A 17,815-nucleotide genomic window follows, 5' to 3' on the forward strand; every position below is an offset into this window, starting at 1 on the left:
AGGCAAGTGTTTTTTTTGAATATTTACACTTTATGATACAGTTTTTGTCCTTGCTCTTGATAAACCTCTTTCATCGCTTTGAGGCCTTCTTCAACCTCTGAATCGCTATTGGTGAGATTGTTGGCATAGTCGCGGACATTCTGAGTGATTTTCATTGAACAGAATTTCGGACCACACATTGAGCAGAAGTGTGCAGATTTATGCGCTTCTTTTGGTAAAGTCTCGTCGTGCATGCTGCGCGCTGTATCTGGATCTAAACTTAGGTTGAACTGGTCGTCCCAACGGAATTCAAAACGGGCTTTAGACAAGGCATTATCACGCACCTGTGCACCCGGATGGCCTTTAGCAAGGTCGGCTGCATGTGCTGCGATCTTGTAGGTAATAATTCCGTCTTTCACATCTTTCTTGTTTGGCAAACCTAAATGTTCTTTAGGTGTTACATAGCAAAGCATTGCTGTGCCATACCAACCAATCATAGCTGCACCAATAGCAGAAGTGATGTGATCGTAACCCGGAGCGATATCAGTCGTTAAAGGTCCAAGCGTATAGAATGGTGCTTCTTTACACACTTCTAACTGCAAGTCCATGTTCTCTTTAATCATGTGCATTGGTACGTGGCCCGGACCTTCGATCATGACCTGAACATCATGTTCCCATGCGCGGTGAGTCAGTTCACCTAGTGTTTTAAGTTCGCTGAACTGCGCTTCGTCATTTGCATCTTGAATACAACCCGGACGTAAGCCATCACCTAAACTAAATGACACGTCATAGGCTTTCATGATTTCACAAATTTCGTCGAAATGAGTGTATAAGAAGTTTTCTTCATGATGCGCTAAACACCACTGCGCCATGATTGAACCACCACGAGACACAATACCTGTTAAGCGGTTTGCTGTAAGTGGCACATAGCGAAGCAATACACCTGCGTGAATCGTGAAGTAGTCAACGCCTTGTTCGGCTTGTTCAATCAGCGTGTCTTTAAAGATTTCCCATGTTAGGTCTTCTGCAACACCATCCACTTTTTCAAGCGCTTGATAAATAGGTACGGTACCGATTGGAACAGGTGAGTTACGAATAATCCATTCACGTGTTTCATGAATGTTTTTACCTGTCGACAAATCCATAATGGTGTCGGCACCCCAACGGGTTGCCCATGTCATTTTCGCAACTTCTTCATCAATTGAAGAGCCAAGCGCTGAGTTACCAATATTGGCATTAATCTTAACCAAGAAATTGCGGCCAATAATCATTGGCTCAAGTTCGGGGTGGTTAATGTTGGCAGGAATAATAGCGCGGCCTTCAGCAACTTCTTGGCGAACAAATTCAGGCGTAATTTCTTTTAAATTTTTTGCACCAAAGTTTTGACCTGGGTGCTGACGCATATCTACAGCTTCGCGTTGGCGCTGATTCTCACGAATCGCAATATATTCCATTTCAGGCGTGATAATACCTTGCTTGGCATAGTGCATTTGCGTGACATTTTTACCAGCTTTAGCACGGCGCGGGTTTTGAATGTGAGCAAAACGAATGTCAGCGGTACGAATATCTTTTAAACGTTCTTGACCAAACTTTGAAGTTAAACCCGCAAGTACGTCAGTATCGTTACGTTCTTCAATCCATTTTTGGCGAACTGAAGGTAAACCTTTATTTAAATCGATTTGAACATTCGGGTCGGTATAAACACCTGAAGTGTCATAAACCATAACAGGAGGGTTATGTTCACCGCCAAGACCAGTAGGGGTATCGGTTAAAGAAATTTCTCGCATTGGAACCTGAATATCAGGACGAGAGCCTTCAATATAAACTTTTTTTGAAGCGGGTAAGATGCGAGTTAAATCTTTTGCATCTTGTTCATGTTGTGCTGAAATTTCAGCAGAAGAAAGATTCGTTAACTGGTTCATCACATGATCCTTATGAATAACATCAACGAATCAAGCACGACCAAAAACGATGGCGGATTTATCTTTATAAGATAAATTTAAGGCTGTAAGTTTTCAGATGGCTTGATTCCTACGCAGGTCTTAACCTGATCAGGTTCAACGGTACTTGTGATCAAACTTGTGTTGCGACAACACGGAATTTACACAATCTCAGCGAGCTATTACTCGCGCTCCGTCAAGCGATTTAAAGACTAACATGTTTTAGGTTGGCTGGCATTGTCAATTTGTATCTATACAAACTGCATCCATGTGGCAGTCACGGTAGCTTTGAGTATTCCATGGTGACTCTAATTTTAATAACTGCTCAAGCTGTTCATGCACAATCTGATAGGTTGATTTCTTTTGCCCATTTTCATCAGTTAAATCTGTCTTAAATTGAGTATTACGCTCATCTACAGGAGTGGCAATAAACTTCAAAAATTGTTGGGCGGGTTTTGCTAAACTAGATTGGTTTTGTGTAGATAAGAAACGGATTTGTTGAAGCGCATCTTTATCAATCCATGTGTTTGGAGCAAACTCATCGGACACAGGCGTATTATCTAGACCAAAGAAAATAAAATATCGGTACTCATTAAATAATAATTTTGCATCACTAATAAAATAACTCTTTGGATATTTTTGAATAAATTTTTCCCAAAACAATGCACGTTCGGTGAGCTCTTTCCATGAAATAGCCAAAGCACCATCGTCATAGAAAATGTCTTTATTGTCTTTTGCCATACGCGTTAAGAACTCTTTTTGGTCAGTGGGTAGGGCTTTAGCAAAAACATCAACTAAATAGTTCGGCTGACGGCGATAAGTAAACATACCTTCACCTTGATAAAGTAGTTCAATATAGGCTTGGCCTTCATGTTGAATCAGATATTGATCACGAGTACTAAGCTGATCGAATAACTTTTTCTTGGTTTTCATTGTTTTTTTCGCATCTAATGGTTCTTTTTCTAAAATGGCATAGCCAAAAGCTTCAAACGCTTTTGCTGTTTTTTCATTATATTCTTGTTTTAGAAAACGCTGATACATGGCGGTTGAAGCATTAATCAGCTTCAGTTGTTCATCATTTTTTAATAATGGGACACAGGTTTTGAGTTTTTCGTTAATTTGATTTAGGTCCTCTATTTTACTATTTTGATTAATCGTGTACATAGCTACCATAATTTGTAAGCAGCTACTGTCTTGTTTTTGAGTGGCCTTTTGCTCAGTTGATTTTTGCTCTTTAGATACAGTTTGATCTTGCTCTGATGTTTTATTGCAACCAGCTAAAAGTAGTGCACTGCACATACTCATCATTAGAACTTTTTTCATCTTTATATTTTTATCAAAGTAAACATTGCTCAAATTATAACTCGGAAAAAGATTGCATCATTGTTAGAAATCTTTATTATTAGGTAGATCGGTCTACTTAATTAAAAGCTATGAATGATAAAACAGCAAGACAGAAAATTCTCGATGCCGCTTCAACTTTGTTTTATAACGATGGCATTACTGCAACTGGCATTAACTCAGTTACGACTAAAGCAGATGTAGCCAAAATGTCGCTTTATAATAATTTTGCTTCAAAAGGTGAATTGGTCGATGCCTATATTGCTGCGCGACATCAAGAGTGGCTAGACCTTTATCAAAACCGTTTAGCAATAACAAAAACAGCTAAAGAAGCTATTTTAGCGGTATTTGATGCCTATCAAGACCATGCGGAATTTGCCTATGAGAAGGGCTTTCGAGGATGTGGGCTTTTAAATGCTGCCGCAGAGTTTCCCACAAATAGTTCAGGAAGAAATGCTGTAAGGCAGCATAAAGAACAAGTTGAGGCTATTGTTGCCGAGCATTTAAAAAAATTAATACCAGACTCACAGCGTGTTAACTATGTGGCTACGCAGCTTTCATTTCTTTTAGAAGGCTCTATGGCAAGAGCAGGCTTAGAAGGTAACAGTCGTCAACTTCTATTAGCAAAGCAAATGGCAGAAGATATTTTAGATCGAGAATGCCCACATGATTAGCTTCATTAAAAATAGTAGTTATGGCGGCACAATTGCGATTTTAGTTGCCTCTGTTTTGTGGGGAACAACAGGTACTGCGGCCGCATTTGCACCGACACTTGGCCCACTTGCTATTGGTGCCGCAGCGATGGGTGGAGGAGGTCTTTTACAAGCTTTAGTTGCATCTCGAGCGATACGTGAAAACCGACAATTTATAAGGGAAAATCTTTTAATACTGCTTTTGGGGGTAGTGGCGGTTGGTATTTACCCTTTGGCTTTTTATTCCTCAATGCATTATGCCGGCATTACGATTGGTACTGTGGTTTCAATTGGTTCTGCTCCACTAATCGCAGCAATTTTAGAGCGATTCTTTGATCGCAAAGCTTTGTCTGCCATCTGGTTTCTAAGTTTTATTTGCGGTGTACTTGGCGTAACGATGTTGTCGATGGGTGAAAGTCATGCAGTTCAAGATAGTACAAATCAATGGAATAAATACTTCGGTATTTTTCTTGGTCTTGTCGCAGCTACAACTTATTCGCTTTATTCATGGGCTGCAAAAAGATTAATAGATCGCGGTGTTGCCTCTAAGGCTGCAATGGGCATGATTATGGGTGGTGGAGCAATTATTTTGCTTCCTACCTTGTTGGTTACAGGTGGAGGGTTATTAGAAAGCTCAACCAATTTACTTGTAGCTGGCTATATGATGCTGATTCCTATGTTTTTGGGTTATTTACTTTTTGGCTTCGGATTAAAAACGGTTAATGCGAGCAAAGCGACCACCTTAACTTTATTTGAACCTTTAGTTGCTGCGATTTTTGCAATTGTGTTGGTAGGTGAGCATGTTTCATGGTTAGGTTGGATCGGCATGTTTTTGATTTTTATTTGTATTTTAATATTATCAAAAACTCGGAACACTTAAAAAAACTAAAACTTTTAATGGCTTGAGTTTGATTCGAATTTTTCTTAGTCTTAAAGCCAAGTTTTATCGTTGATTTAAACAATGAAAATAAAATTAATGCTTGTGGCGGGTTTATGGAGTTTTACCTCGTCGAGTTTTGCTCTGGATTTAGTTGAAACTTATGAGCGCGCGAAACAAAATGATCCGACATGGCAAGCGAATCAACAACAATTTGAAGCAGATCAGCTCAATTTAGGTTTAGCAACGGGTGCTTTACTACCTACAGTTACCTTGTCTGGAAAAATTAATCGTAATAGCCAAACCGTAAAACGTTCAAATTTTCCGGGTGTTGATCAAGAAGGGTTGTCAGATGCTTTGGTGAGTAATACCTCGACCACCAAACAAGCAACTTTATCTGCTCGTCAGCCTCTTTTTCGTATGGATGCATGGGAAGGTTATAAGCAGGTTAAAACCTCAGTTGCACTCAGTGAAATCACTTTAAGACTGCAAAAACAAGATCATGTTTTAAACGTGGCCGAAGCTTATTTTAATGTACTTCGTCAGCAAGCACTTACTGCTGCATATTTACAAGAAGAAAAAGCTTTGCTTGAACAGCTCAATATGATGAATGCCAAGCTTAAAGAAGGTTTGGTAGCGCGTAGCGATGTCAGTGAAGCAAATGCCCAATATCAAAGTGCCAGAGCCAACCGTATTGCGACCAATGTACAGATTTTATTAGCTCAAGAGCAACTATCTGAATATATTGGCCCTTATCAGGATAAGCTTGCCGTACTGCGAAGTGATTTTACTTTTCAAAAACCTTATCCAGCCCAGCTTGATGATTGGTTAAGTTTAGCCCAACAACAAAATTTAAAGATTCAGCAAGCACGTTTACAACGACGATATGCTGAAGATCAACGTCGTGTGGAAAAAGCTGCACTTTATCCACAGATAGACGCAGTTGCGAGTTATGGTTATACCAAACAAACCCCAGAAACTCTTATTTCGACTGACGGGAAGTTTGACCAGGTGGGCGTAGAGATGAATTGGAATTTATTTAATGGAGGACAGACCCGAACCTCTATTAAAAAAGCCAGTGTAGAGTTAAATAAAGCACAAGCCCAACTCGATGCAGCCATTCGCCGTGCCAATGTTGATGTAAAAAGTGCTTTTATGCAGGTAGATACCGATCGAGCAAAACTTGAAGCAAGAAAGGCGGCAATGGACTCATCAGCACTTGTTTCTCAAGCTTCAAAAGCAAGTTATAACGAAGGCTTAAAAAGTATGGTCGATGTTTTATTGGCGCAGCGTAATGCTTTTTCTGCAAAACAGGATTATCTTAATGCTCAATATGACTATTTATTAAATGTACTGCGTTTAAAAGCTGCTGTAGGTCAGTTAGGTGAAAAAGATCTGGTCGAATTAAACAGCTGGTTAACGTATCAGTAATAAAAAATGCTTTTATCTGAAATTTAATTTTGTCATAAAAATTTAATGATTGATGTGTTTTAATGCTCAATCATTTTATCCCTGCGCCATCATGTTGGAGGCTTCCCTTGAGTCCGAGTAATCCGGTGTTAAGCCATCATATTTCTTCTCAATTTAATGAAGATTTGCAAGATGTGAACACAAAGTTTATGACCATGGGTGGCTTGGTCGAACAACAGGTTGCCAATGCAATTCATTCTTTACTTGATACAGATGCAAACTTAGCAATTGATGTTCAATTTAAAGATAATGCAGTCAATCAATATGAACGTGATATTGATGAAGGTCTGACACTGATTTTGGCGCGTCGTCATCCAGCCGCAATTGACTTGCGTATGGTGATTGCAATGAGCAAAGCCAATACCGACCTTGAACGTATTGGGGATGAGGCTGCAAAAATTGCCCGTATTGCACAAAACCTCTGTGAAGAGGGTGGATCACCTCGCGGTTACATGGAAACCCGTCATATTGGTAACCAAGTACGTGTCATGATTCACGATGCACTTGATGCTTTTGCACGTTTAGATGCAGATCAAGCTTTACGTGTACTTTTAGCTGATGCGGATATTGATCGCGAATATCAGTCAGCAACACGCACTTTAATGACCTATATGATTGAAGACCCGCGTCATATTGCTCGCGTGATTAACGTGATGTGGGTTTTACGTTCTTTAGAGCGTATTGGTGACCATGCACGTAACATTGCTGAACAAGTAATTTATATGGCGAAAGGTTTTGATGCGCGCCATACCAAAATTGAAGAAATTGAAGCTAAAGTCCACGAAAAGTAATACTTGAGCTGAAATATCTAAAGGCCTTGTTTGAAAACAAGGCTTTTTTTATTTGTTTAAAAATAATAGATAAAAAAATGTCCCGAACTTTGGGGGGAAGTTCAGGACAGAAAATCAAGTGCATTAAGAGAAAACACGACAGGGATCATGTCTCACTTGCTATGAATTAATAATAAGGTTGCAGCCAATTCATGTCATGTAGAGTCCTGTGCGCTCTATGTAAGGCTTTATATGTTTGTGTAAGTTTCACGTAAAAAAAGGCAGGTCTATGTATATAGACCTGCCTTTTGAATGACGATAAGGTTAGAGCAAGCTAATTATTCAGGTTTCCAACCTTCTGCTTTTTCAACGCTTTCATCATTATTGAAGAACTTCTCACGTTGTTCTTCAAGGAATTTTTTCGCTTCTGGATCAAACACGTTTAAACGCTTTTCATTAATCAGCGTAGTTTGGTGTTGTAGCCACTCTTGCCATGCTTGCTTAGAAACATTTTCAAAAAATTCTTGGCCCTTGGCACCAGGAAACGGAGCAAAGTCTAATCCTTCCATTTCCTTTTGATATTTACGGCAAAATACTTGTCGACTCATTTTGTATCCTTAAGCGTATAACTGTTCTAGACGTGTATGGGCACGAGCAATTGCAGCTTCAACCTGTTTTGGTGAAGTTCCGCCAATATGATCACGTGCATTTACCGAAGCTTCTAGTGTCAAAGCTTTATCAAATACATCTGCTGTAATTAGGTCAGAGAATTGCTGTAATTGCTCAAGTGTTAACTCAGATAGATCTTTTTCTTCAGCCACACCTAATGCAACAGCTTTACCCACAATTTCATGCGCATCACGGAACGCAACGCCTTTTTTCACTAAATAGTCAGCAAGGTCAGTTGCAGTTGAGAATCCACGAAGAGCAGCTTCACGCATGATTTCAATATTTGGAACCAATGCAGGAATCATATCTGCAAATGCCATGAGTGAACCACGAACCGTATCGATTGCATCAAATAAAGGTTCTTTGTCTTCTTGGTTGTCTTTGTTGTATGCCAATGGTTGACCTTTCATGAGCGTAAGCAAGCTAATTAAGTCACCAAATACACGGCCAGATTTACCACGGATGAGTTCTGGAACATCTGGGTTTTTCTTCTGTGGCATGATTGACGAGCCAGTACAAAAACGGTCAGGAATGTTCACAAATTTAAACTGTGCAGAAGTCCAAAGAATAAGTTCTTCAGACATACGTGATAAATGCATCATGATTAAAGATGCGGCTGCATTAAATTCAATAGCAAAATCACGGTCAGATACAGCATCGAGAGAGTTTTCAGATACCGCTTCGAAACCAAGTAATTCTGCTGTGTAAGCACGATCAATTGGGTAAGTAGTACCTGCAAGAGCCGCAGAACCAAGTGGCATACGGTTAACACGCTTACGGCAGTCTTGAAGACGTTCAGTATCGCGAACCAACATTTCAAACCATGCCAATAAGTGATGGCCAAAAGTTACTGGTTGAGCTGTTTGTAAATGAGTGAAGCCCGGCATAATGGTATTTACATTTTTGGCAGCCAAGCCCAACAAACCTTTTTGTAAACGCTCTAATAAGCCTAAAATATCATCAATTTCGTCGCGTAGATAAAGACGGATATCAGTTGCAACTTGGTCATTACGACTACGACCAGTGTGAAGTTTTTTACCTGTAATGCCAATACGCTGAGTCAAACGTGATTCAATGTTCATGTGAACATCTTCAAGATCGATACGCCATTCAAAGTTTCCAGCTTCAATTTCTGCGCGAATGGTGCTTAAACCTTCAATAATGTCGTCTCGTTCTGCTTCTGTCAGTACGCCAACTTTCGCAAGCATGGTAGCATGCGCAATCGAACCAGCGATGTCTTGCTTATAAAAACGTTGGTCAAACTGAACAGAGGCAGTAAATTCTGCTACAAAAGCGTCTGTCGCTTCAGAAAAACGACCACCCCACATACCAGAGGTTTGGTTTGGGGCTGCTGAATTAGGGGGATTTGAAGATGTGGTCATGGTGGCTCAGTAAAATAAAAAAGAGTATATCACTTGCCGAAGCTCAACAAACAAAGTTGTTTTCTACAGCATATCGAAATCAAAATTCCTCCTATTTTTTTACGAAAATTGATCGTTGGCAACATTTATTAGAATTAATTATCGCAAGTAATGTTTTGGCACTGGTTTTAGCATTGGCTGAAGCGCAGTCTTGGCATGCTTTAAGCGGGTCACGCCTTTTACAATATATGATTTTTATTAACTGGGTGATTTTGTCTTTTTTTGCCTTAGTTGAATATTTTCAAAATTTTTTTAGTCAGCTTCAGCAAAAATATGCTTTGGCAATTGGCTTTGTTATGCTGCAAGCGATTGTGGTGGTGACCACCCTAATAAGCAATTTTTTTCAATTTGGAATTTTGAAAAGAACAACTGTTATAGCGCAGGACTGGAGCATTTATTTTACCAATGTCCCTTTATATTTAAGTTATGGAATATTACTTGGTGCATTTTGTCTGCGCTATTTATATGTTCGGGAACAATGGTTACATCAACAATATGCAGAGTTAAATGCCCGTATTCAGGCTATGCAGGCACGTATTCATCCTCATTTTTTATTTAATAGTTTAAATAATGTGGTGAGTTTAATTACGATAGACCCAGATAAAGCAGAAAGTATGCTGATTAGTCTGTCGCGTTTATTTAGAGCGAGTTTTCAAGAATTAAAATTGGTAAGCTTGCATGAAGAAATTGAGCTCAGTAAACAATATTTAATGATTGAACAAATACGTTTAGGTGAGCGTTTACAAGTCGAGTGGAAAGTGGAGCTTGATCCTTTGCAATTAAAGCAGGTCACGATTCCTTTATTGACATTACAACCTTTGTTAGAGAATAGTATTTTTCATGGGGTGGAACCAATGATGGGTAAAGCGACCATTGGGGTATTGGTTGAAATATTGCAAAATCAGGTCAGTATAGTCATTACCAACCCTTATACAGACGATACAATAAAATCACGGAAAGGGCATGGAATCGCTCTTGAAAATGTTAAGCAGCGCTTGAAGGCGTATTATGGGAATTCAGTTAGGTTCCAGGTGTATAAGGGTGAAACTTTATATACCACTATTATGAGCTATCAATACCAATCAAAATAATAAGTCAGTCAGAGTTAACCATAAAAAAATGGACCAAGTTAACGGTGACAAGGAGGATGAATGAAGGTGCTAATTTGTGATGACGAGCCACTTGCAGTGGAACGATTGTCACGTTTAGTTTCAAAGATGGGACATGAGGTTGTCGCAACAGCTCATCATGGCCAAGATGCCTTGGAACAGGCACGGCTTCATCAACCGGATGTGATTTTACTTGATATCCAAATGCCGGGTATGAATGGTCTCGTCTGTGCGGAGCAGCTAAGTCAGCTTAACCCTCGACCTGCTATTGTATTTTGCACAGCCTATGATCAGCATGCTTTGGAGGCATTTAAGTCACAAGCACAAGCCTATCTTCTTAAACCAATTGATCCAGTAGAACTTGAGCAAGTTTTTAAGCAGTTAACCCAACTTACTCAAGCACAGCTTAATGCTTTGCCGAATCCTGAACTTTTACAGGATTTAAAAACACAAAGACATCAAATTGCTGCTAAAACCTATCGTGGGGTTGAACTGATTCCTGTTGAAAATATCTATTACTTTTTGGCAGATCAGAAATATGTCACGATACGTCATAAAAATGGCAGTGTATTAATTGATGAAACACTGAAAGAACTTGAAACTGAATTTGCAGATCAATTTATCCGTATTCATCGAAACGCTTTGGTTTCAATTGCTTATTTGGACGGTTTAGAGCTTGTCAGCTCAGGCCAGTATCAGGTTCGATTACGAGGTCTTGATGAAAGACTTTCCGTTAGCCGTCGCCATTTATCTACGCTTAGAGAGCGGATACATCAGCTTTAACTTGCAGCTGTCTTATTTCTGCTGGTGAGATTTTACTTGCAATTTTAAGGGATCAAGTTAAGTTTAGGGTGTATTGTTTGACCAGCCCATGCTTGAATTTATGAAAACCTTGAAAATTGCTACACGACAAAGCCCACTTGCTCTTTGGCAGGCAGAACATATTCGTGCCCGTTTACAGGAGCTTCACCCGGATTTAACGGTAGAGCTGGTCAAGTTTGTCACGCAGGGCGATAAAATTTTAGATACACCTTTAGCAAAAATTGGTGGTAAAGGCTTGTTCGTTAAAGAGTTGGAAGCTGCTCTTTTAGATGGTCGTGCGGACCTCGCTGTACATTCAATGAAAGATGTGCCAATGGCACTACCAGAAGGTTTAACTTTGGCAGTTATTTGCGAACGTGAAGACCCATTAGATGCTTTTGTTTCAAATACTTTTGAAAAATTTGCTGATCTACCTCAAGGGGCAAAAGTTGGCACCTCAAGCTTACGTCGTAAATCACAAATTTTAAAACAACGTCCAGATCTACAAATTATTGATTTGCGCGGCAATGTTGGAACTCGTCTATCTAAGCTAGATGATGGTCAATACGATGCGATTATTTTGGCGAGCGCTGGTTTGAAACGTTTAGGGTTGGAACAACGTATTCGTCATTGTATCGAGCCAAATGTAAGCTTACCTGCTGTTGGGCAGGGTGCTCTTGGTTTGGAATGCCGTGCAGATGACCAAGAAGTACTAGCTTTAATACAACCTCTTTTACATCCAGAGACTGATGTGTGTGTACGTGCTGAGCGTGCATTTAATGCCTATCTTGAAGGTGGTTGTCAGGTACCGATTGCAGGTTATGCAACCTTACAAGATGGCAAAATTCATATTGAAGGTCGCGTCGGAAGTCCTGATGGGCAAACATTATTACGTGCTGAAATGACAGATGAAACTCACAATGCTCAGCAGTTAGGTGAGAACCTTGCTCGAAACTTACTTGAACAAGGTGCGGGCGATTTATTAAAGGCTCTTTACTAAAGCCATGTTGTTTATTAATACTCGACCTGACTCACGTGCAGCTGAATTAACGGAAGCTTTGCAAAATAAGGGATATCAGGTCGAGTCTTTACCGCTTTTAGAGCTGGTTGCTCAGCCTTTTTCAGAATCACTCTTTCAACTCTATCAACAGCTAGTCGGGGCACAAGCTATAGTAGTTGTGAGTCCTACTGCTGTTGAAGTAGGTATGCAGTACTTAACGCAAATTGGTTTAAAGCTAGATGACTTAAAACATATTCAATGGATTGCGGTCGGACAAGCCACGGCGAATCGTCTCCATGAATATGGAATTGACGCGCATGTTCCAGATGTGGAAACTTCCGAAGGCATGCTCACTTTACCTATTCTCTATAATATGCCGCAAACGGGTAGCGTGGCTTTTTGGAGGGGAGAAGGCGGACGCCAATTTATGATGGATACTTTGCAGCAGCAAGGGATTCAGATTTTAAATTTTGTTTTATATCATCGGCAGTGCCCAGAAGTTTCATATTCAACATTCAAACATCTGACACAGAATTCAAATTATAATTTAGAAAAATGGCTTGTCTTAATTACAAGTGAGGCAAGCTGGAAATATTGGTTAGAGCTTTGTTTAAAAAATAATGTACAACCTGATTGTGTATATTTGGTTTTAGGACCACGTCTTTTTCAACTTGTTAAAAAATATCGCGATCAGCAACAGGCTCATTTTCACATTATTCAACTTGAAAATTTATCGCCTTCGGGGATGATTCATCACATTCAGGCATTATAAGGATTTGTATGAGAAAACTTGTTTCTATCATCATTTTGCTGAGCATCGCTTGGTTGGCTAAGCTCAGTTACGATATGTGGCAAATTTCTCGTACTGTTCCAGAGCTTCAGCAAAGTTTACTGCAATCGGAACAACAATATGCCAATTTGAATGATCAATTGGTGGCTTTAAAAAGACAAATACAGTCCCAGCCGAGTAGTGATGTTCAAACAGCACCTTCAACAAATAATGAGATTATTCATTCTGGTATTACGCCAACGGTAGTCATTAAGCAAAAATTAGATTTAATTCAGTTTGCGATTGATCAACAGCAATTTATTTATGCGGTAGATCATTTAACTCAGCTACAACAATCCTTGCCCCAATATGAAATTGCCCCAGCATTGCAACACAGCTTAAATCAGGCAATTGAACAGGATAAACAGGCCATACAACAATACGTAATTGCTCAAAACCAGCGTCATCAATTGATTGATGATTTACTACAAACTATTGATAAAAATATTCAGCAAGCATTAGCTCGGCCTAAACTTGAGATGGACCAATCCGAGTCAGTATCTTGGTGGAAGAAGTGGTTCCGCATTGAAAAAGTAGAAACGCCATCTATTAATTTAATGAATCGAAGTGTGGTGCTGAAAGAAGTGCAATTAAGATTATTAATTGCTGAGCAGGCATTAAATCAAGGAAAAATGGCAGAGTATCAAAATGAGCTGCAATCAGTAATGCAGAAATTAAATGAAATGCCAGATGCGACCAGTCAGCAGTTGAAAAATCGTATTGCTAAAGTGTCTCACTTATCTATCGTGCCTGTTCCTAAACTATCGACTCTTGGCCTACTTGGCTCATAAGGAGGACATATGAAACATCTCCTATGGGTCTATCTTGTCATTAGCTTGGTACTTTTTGCGGCCTTAGCTTTATTGAGCTATGGCTACGGTATGGGTTATGTCTATATCTACTGGCGCCAATTGCAATTGCAAACAAATGTGTGGGGATTAGTCCTTGCTTTTGTCGTGATGAGTTTTATTGCTCAGTTAATATGGCTGTGGATTAAACGTTATTCTTCTCGTGAACAAAGAAAAAGAGAAAATATTTTTCAGTTTAAAAATCTTCATCCTTATGAGCAATTAGGTATCGTCTGGCTATTAGAAGCTGCCGAAGACCAACGTGTCTTTATCGAACGAGTTTTTACCCAGTCAGGACTTTTAAAAAATATTATTGATGCCAAGTTCTTGGTTTTAAGTGGAGATTATCAAAAAGCATTAGATGCTTTAGATCAGTCTCCACCTATGGCTTTTGAATTGGCAGAATTACAGCGTATTGAAATATTTTTAGCCCAAAATGAAGCTGAGCGCGCGTTAACTCATCTTGAGTTTTTATATCAGCATCAATTATCGCCGTGGCTTGAAGAGATCGAAACAGCATATCAACAGCGATTAACTGCGTTATGGGGACAGCTTGCTTTACAGCAACCATGGTTATATTTGCGTTCGATGAAATATGGATTATTAGACGCTGAGCATCGTGATTTATGGTTACAGCAACTTCTTCAACAGTTCGATCAAGCTTCAGTTGATGACTTACATGCACTGCAACAGCGCTATCTAGATTTAGAGTCTGAAATTCAAACCCGACCTTATAGCAGTAAATTACTATGGCTAAAACTCTTGGCGCGTATGCCGGAAATGAGTATTCAGCATGAAACATTAACTTTGCATCTTCTCAAAGAGCAATTTGATCCAGAAGTGTTTTATTTGTGGTTCCAGCAACAATTGCTTAAGCAGGTTCCTGACTATGCGGATGTTGAGGAAAAGATTAATCAATTTGAATCTCAATATATGAGTTTGCCGGTTTTAACATTTGCAAAATGGCATGTTTACATGGCAACTGAGCGTCAAGCTGAAGCAGAAATATTATTAAGTTTATACCCAGATAATATTTTAATGAGCTATTTACGTATTAAATCAACCTTAAAAGAAGATGATGAGTTAATCAAACAGTTAAACCTAATCTTTGAAAATGATGCGAATTTTTTAAAATTTAAAATTTGAGGTAAAAATGAAAGAACTGTCTGTCTACCCTGTAATATACGACCAGAAAGTAGCATGGGGAGATATGGATGCTTTTGGTCATGTCAATAATGTACAGTATTATAGATATATTGAAAGCTCACGTATTTTATATATGGAAAATGTAAATATATTGACCCCAAATATATATACTGTTGTTGCTTCAAGTCAGTGCAAATATTTAAAACCCGTGTTTTATCCAGATGTATTAAAAGTAGGGGTTCGCGTAGAGGAGATGCGCAATAGCGCATTCCGTATGGCTTATATATTATGGAGCGAGGCACAGCAGCAAATCGTTGCTACAGGTGAAGCTGTAATGGTCTGTATAGATAAAATGACAGGATTAAAATGTGAAATACCAAATGAAGTAAAAAGTAAAATTATTGAATTAGAAAAATCAGTAGGACATGACTTAATACATTTAGCTTAAATAAATATTAAGAAAATATATTTCAATTATAATTATTAATGTAATTAAAAAGTAAATTTATAGCATTATTCTGACGAACTTGTCTTTCAAACTATTGCTTATTGAATAGATTATAAATACTATTGGTTATGATTTAATGTTTTTAAATTTTGTCTGTATTATTTGAATTGTCTGTAAGACTGGAGTATTTATTAATGAAACCGGATATTAGTGAATTATCTGTTGAAGAGTTAAAACGCTTACAAGAAGAAGCAGAAGCTTTAATTGCAAGCAAAAAAGATCAAGCAATCGAAGATGCTTATAATCAAATTATCGAGATTGCAGAAAATGTAGGTTTTAGTGTTGAACAACTTCTTGAGTTTGGTGCTCAAAAACGTAAGAAAACAACACGTAAATCTGTAGAGCCACGCTACCGTAACAAAAACAACTCTGAAGAGACTTGGACTGGTCGCGGTAAACAACCACGTTGGTTAGTTGCTGAAATTGAAAAAGGTGCAAAACTTGAAGATTTCTTAATCTAATTGTATTGCCTCTTAAAAAGCCAAGCGATTTAGCTTGGCTTTTTTATTTTAAAAAGAATTAAAACTTTTATTTTAAAAATAAAGTATTTAATAAAGTGTTTAATTTCCTAAATAAATACATTGTTGCGACTAAATTTGCATTTAGTAAGATCAATCGTCAATTTTCATGATTTTGTCATACGTACAACTTATAGTCTTTAAGAAGACGCCAAGCCTGATTGCTTGGTTTTTTTATATGAAGTGAATTGGCGATGTTGAAAAAGTATGCATAATGTCAGACTAGAGAGGAACTCTCATATAAGGACGATAATTTGCATGTTGGTAAGGCTGAATGAAGAAAAAGTCTAAGCAATGGAAGTGGTGGTTTTTTGCCCTCATTGCATTTTTAATTTTTATTATTTTACAGATTCCGGCGACTTGGCTTATCTCTAAATTTTCAAAGAATAATCAAACTGTCCATAATGTAAGTGGCAATATCTGGCAGGGGCAAGCTGACTGGCATCGTGGTGCTTTACGAGGAACCATCCATTGGAAAACCAGACCGCTAGATTTACTTTTATTACGCTTTGCTGCAGATGTTGATATTCATAGTGGTAATACGCAATTAGCAGGAATCATGGCATATGGTTTTGGCAAAAAAGTAATTGTAAGAAATATGAATGGTCAAGTTGCTCCAGAAACACTGAAGCAGATTGTGAACTGGCAATGGCCTGTAAATAGTATTCAACTTAAAGATATCCAATTTAATTATAAAAAAGAGCAGGGCTTTGCAGCGGTTGATGGACAATTGCATTGGGGTGGCGGAGCACTAGTTTATAATATTGGTGATCGTCAAGATCGTATGAATATGCCTTCTTTAAGTGGGCAGTTGGCTGATCACAAGGGACAGCTACAAGTTGACATCCGTGATCAGCGAAATCAAAAAATGGCGAATCTTTTACTTGATGCCAATATGATGCTGGATGTTCAACTCACACAGCGTTTATTGCTTAATGTTCCATCTTATGACGGAAAAGCTGGTTTAGATACTTTTGTCATTAGTTCTCGCCAACCATTATTACAAGGTGGTAACTAATGAAAGCATGGCTTGATAAATTACAGCAATTACAATGGCAAAAATTAGATCGACTCAGTGTAGTCGTCTTAGCCATTTTAATTTTATGGTTGTGTTGGAAATTGGCTTCATTTTTTTGGTTGGTGATTGTTCCTCCACAAATGATGCAGTTTGATCGGGTAGAACTCGGTTCCCAGCAGCCACAAATACCAAACATTAGTACTTTTTCACTTTTTAATGAACCTTCTGCCAATGCGGCTCAGGAAAATGTGAATCTAGAATTACAAGGCGTGATGGTGGGTTATCCAAACCGCTTTTCTTCAGCTGTTATTAAAATTGATAATACTGCTGAGCGTTATCGAGTTGGTGAAACTATTGGTTCTACTTCTTACCAACTGGCAGAAGTTTATTGGGATCATGTGGTATTACGTCAAGGAAATGGCAGTACTCGCGAACTTGAGTTTAAAGGTTTGCCAAATGGTTTATATCAACCTATGACGCCAGATGCTTCACAACAACAACCTGCTGCTACACCGTCTCAACCTACGGCACCTGTAAATACGACTCAACAGGCCCTGGGGCAAGCGATTCAGCAGATGCAAGGTAACCGAGAGCAGTACCTCAAAGATATGGGGGTCAGTGGCAACTCAAGTGAAGGTTATGAAGTTACAGAACGTACACCGACTGCGCTTAGAAATAAGTTAGGTTTAAGGCCTGGCGATCGAATTGTCTCTTTAAATGGTCAAACGGTTGGGCAAGGGCAAACGGATGTGCAATTACTTGAACAAGCTCGTCGAGCAGGGCAAGTAAAAATAGAAATAAAACGTGGTGATCAAGTGATGACCATACAACAAAATTTTTAGTGATAACACGTCACCATAAGAGTTAGGAAATATCGCG

The 17,815-nt window shown here is 38.8% G+C and carries 18 protein-coding genes and 1 riboswitch; of the genes, 14 read left to right on the plus strand and 4 right to left on the minus strand.

The window, feature by feature from the left end; all coding sequences use genetic code 11:
* Positions 1-23 precede the first annotated feature (23 nt).
* Positions 24-1,901, minus strand: a complete 1,878-nt coding sequence (thiC, locus tag ACIF8R_RS08430) for a phosphomethylpyrimidine synthase ThiC (RefSeq protein ID WP_151762841.1) — start codon at positions 1,899-1,901, stop codon at positions 24-26.
* Between the two features lie 89 nt (positions 1,902-1,990).
* Positions 1,991-2,125: riboswitch (TPP riboswitch) on the minus strand.
* A gap of 34 nt (positions 2,126-2,159) precedes the next feature.
* The gene (locus ACIF8R_RS08435) at positions 2,160-3,242 is read right to left on the minus strand and encodes a hypothetical protein (RefSeq protein WP_396480219.1); all 1,083 of its coding nucleotides are present in this window, start codon (positions 3,240-3,242) and stop codon (positions 2,160-2,162) included.
* A 110-nt stretch (positions 3,243-3,352) separates the two neighbouring features.
* Between ACIF8R_RS08435 and ACIF8R_RS08440 the strand changes: the two genes are divergently transcribed.
* The 4 genes from ACIF8R_RS08440 (at position 3,353) to phoU (ending at position 7,090) form a co-directional block, all read left to right on the plus strand.
* Positions 3,353-3,934 carry a TetR/AcrR family transcriptional regulator gene (locus tag ACIF8R_RS08440; protein ID WP_396480221.1) on the plus strand — a complete coding sequence of 194 codons (582 nt, stop codon included), beginning with the start codon at positions 3,353-3,355 and terminating at the stop codon, positions 3,932-3,934.
* Positions 3,927-4,832 carry a DMT family transporter gene (locus ACIF8R_RS08445; RefSeq protein WP_396480223.1) on the plus strand — a complete coding sequence of 302 codons (906 nt, stop codon included), beginning with the start codon at positions 3,927-3,929 and terminating at the stop codon, positions 4,830-4,832. Before ACIF8R_RS08440 ends, ACIF8R_RS08445 begins: the two co-directional genes overlap by 8 nt.
* 96 nt (positions 4,833-4,928) lie before the next feature.
* The gene (locus ACIF8R_RS08450; RefSeq protein ID WP_263614936.1) at positions 4,929-6,260 is read left to right on the plus strand and encodes a TolC family outer membrane protein; all 1,332 of its coding nucleotides are present in this window, start codon (positions 4,929-4,931) and stop codon (positions 6,258-6,260) included.
* 107 nt (positions 6,261-6,367) lie between these two features.
* On the plus strand, positions 6,368-7,090 hold the full coding sequence (gene phoU, locus ACIF8R_RS08455) for a phosphate signaling complex protein PhoU (protein WP_000075183.1): 723 nt from the start codon (positions 6,368-6,370) through the stop codon (positions 7,088-7,090).
* Positions 7,091-7,407: 317 nt separating this feature from the next.
* On the opposite strand, the gene ACIF8R_RS08460 is transcribed toward phoU, so the two are convergent.
* Together ACIF8R_RS08460 and argH are read right to left on the minus strand one after the other, a co-directional pair.
* The gene (locus ACIF8R_RS08460) at positions 7,408-7,677 is read right to left on the minus strand and encodes an oxidative damage protection protein (protein WP_002053140.1); all 270 of its coding nucleotides are present in this window, start codon (positions 7,675-7,677) and stop codon (positions 7,408-7,410) included.
* Between the two features lie 9 nt (positions 7,678-7,686).
* Entirely contained in the window at positions 7,687-9,120 is a 1,434-nt protein-coding gene (argH, locus tag ACIF8R_RS08465; protein WP_087605894.1) for an argininosuccinate lyase, read from the minus strand.
* Here argH and ACIF8R_RS08470 point away from each other — a divergent pair.
* From ACIF8R_RS08470 to ACIF8R_RS08515, 10 genes are all read left to right on the plus strand, one after another.
* Positions 9,111-10,250: a sensor histidine kinase gene (locus tag ACIF8R_RS08470; RefSeq protein WP_263612755.1), complete on the plus strand. Its 1,140-nt coding sequence runs from the start codon at positions 9,111-9,113 to the stop codon at positions 10,248-10,250. The genes argH and ACIF8R_RS08470 overlap by 10 nt on opposite strands.
* A gap of 60 nt (positions 10,251-10,310) precedes the next feature.
* Positions 10,311-11,051: a LytTR family DNA-binding domain-containing protein gene (locus tag ACIF8R_RS08475; RefSeq protein ID WP_151983946.1), complete on the plus strand. Its 741-nt coding sequence runs from the start codon at positions 10,311-10,313 to the stop codon at positions 11,049-11,051.
* A gap of 100 nt (positions 11,052-11,151) precedes the next feature.
* On the plus strand, positions 11,152-12,069 hold the full coding sequence (hemC, locus tag ACIF8R_RS08480) for a hydroxymethylbilane synthase (protein ID WP_396480226.1): 918 nt from the start codon (positions 11,152-11,154) through the stop codon (positions 12,067-12,069).
* A 4-nt stretch (positions 12,070-12,073) separates the two neighbouring features.
* Positions 12,074-12,841 carry a uroporphyrinogen-III synthase gene (locus tag ACIF8R_RS08485; protein ID WP_396480228.1) on the plus strand — a complete coding sequence of 256 codons (768 nt, stop codon included), beginning with the start codon at positions 12,074-12,076 and terminating at the stop codon, positions 12,839-12,841.
* Positions 12,842-12,849: 8 nt separating this feature from the next.
* Positions 12,850-13,689 (plus strand): hypothetical protein, encoded by an 840-nt coding sequence (locus ACIF8R_RS08490; RefSeq protein ID WP_311070200.1) that lies wholly within the window; start codon positions 12,850-12,852, stop codon positions 13,687-13,689.
* Positions 13,690-13,698: 9 nt separating this feature from the next.
* A complete protein-coding gene (locus ACIF8R_RS08495) occupies positions 13,699-14,892 on the plus strand; it encodes a heme biosynthesis protein HemY (protein WP_396480231.1) in 1,194 nt (397 codons plus the stop codon).
* Positions 14,893-14,899: 7 nt separating this feature from the next.
* Positions 14,900-15,340 (plus strand): thioesterase family protein, encoded by a 441-nt coding sequence (locus ACIF8R_RS08500; RefSeq protein WP_263612760.1) that lies wholly within the window; start codon positions 14,900-14,902, stop codon positions 15,338-15,340.
* A gap of 194 nt (positions 15,341-15,534) precedes the next feature.
* Positions 15,535-15,861, plus strand: coding sequence for an H-NS family nucleoid-associated regulatory protein (locus tag ACIF8R_RS08505; RefSeq protein ID WP_002053185.1), 327 nt, complete (start codon positions 15,535-15,537; stop codon positions 15,859-15,861).
* A gap of 331 nt (positions 15,862-16,192) precedes the next feature.
* Complete coding sequence (gspN, locus tag ACIF8R_RS08510) at positions 16,193-16,936, plus strand: type II secretion system protein N (RefSeq protein WP_396480233.1); 744 nt, start codon at positions 16,193-16,195, stop codon at positions 16,934-16,936.
* Positions 16,936-17,778, plus strand: a complete 843-nt coding sequence (locus ACIF8R_RS08515; RefSeq protein ID WP_396480235.1) for a type II secretion system protein N — start codon at positions 16,936-16,938, stop codon at positions 17,776-17,778. Before gspN ends, ACIF8R_RS08515 begins: the two co-directional genes overlap by 1 nt.
* Positions 17,779-17,815 lie beyond the last annotated feature (37 nt).

The sequence above is a fragment of the Acinetobacter sp. ABJ_C4_1 genome, from assembly GCF_044538495.1.
Lineage (GTDB): Bacteria > Pseudomonadota > Gammaproteobacteria > Pseudomonadales > Moraxellaceae > Acinetobacter > Acinetobacter nosocomialis_A.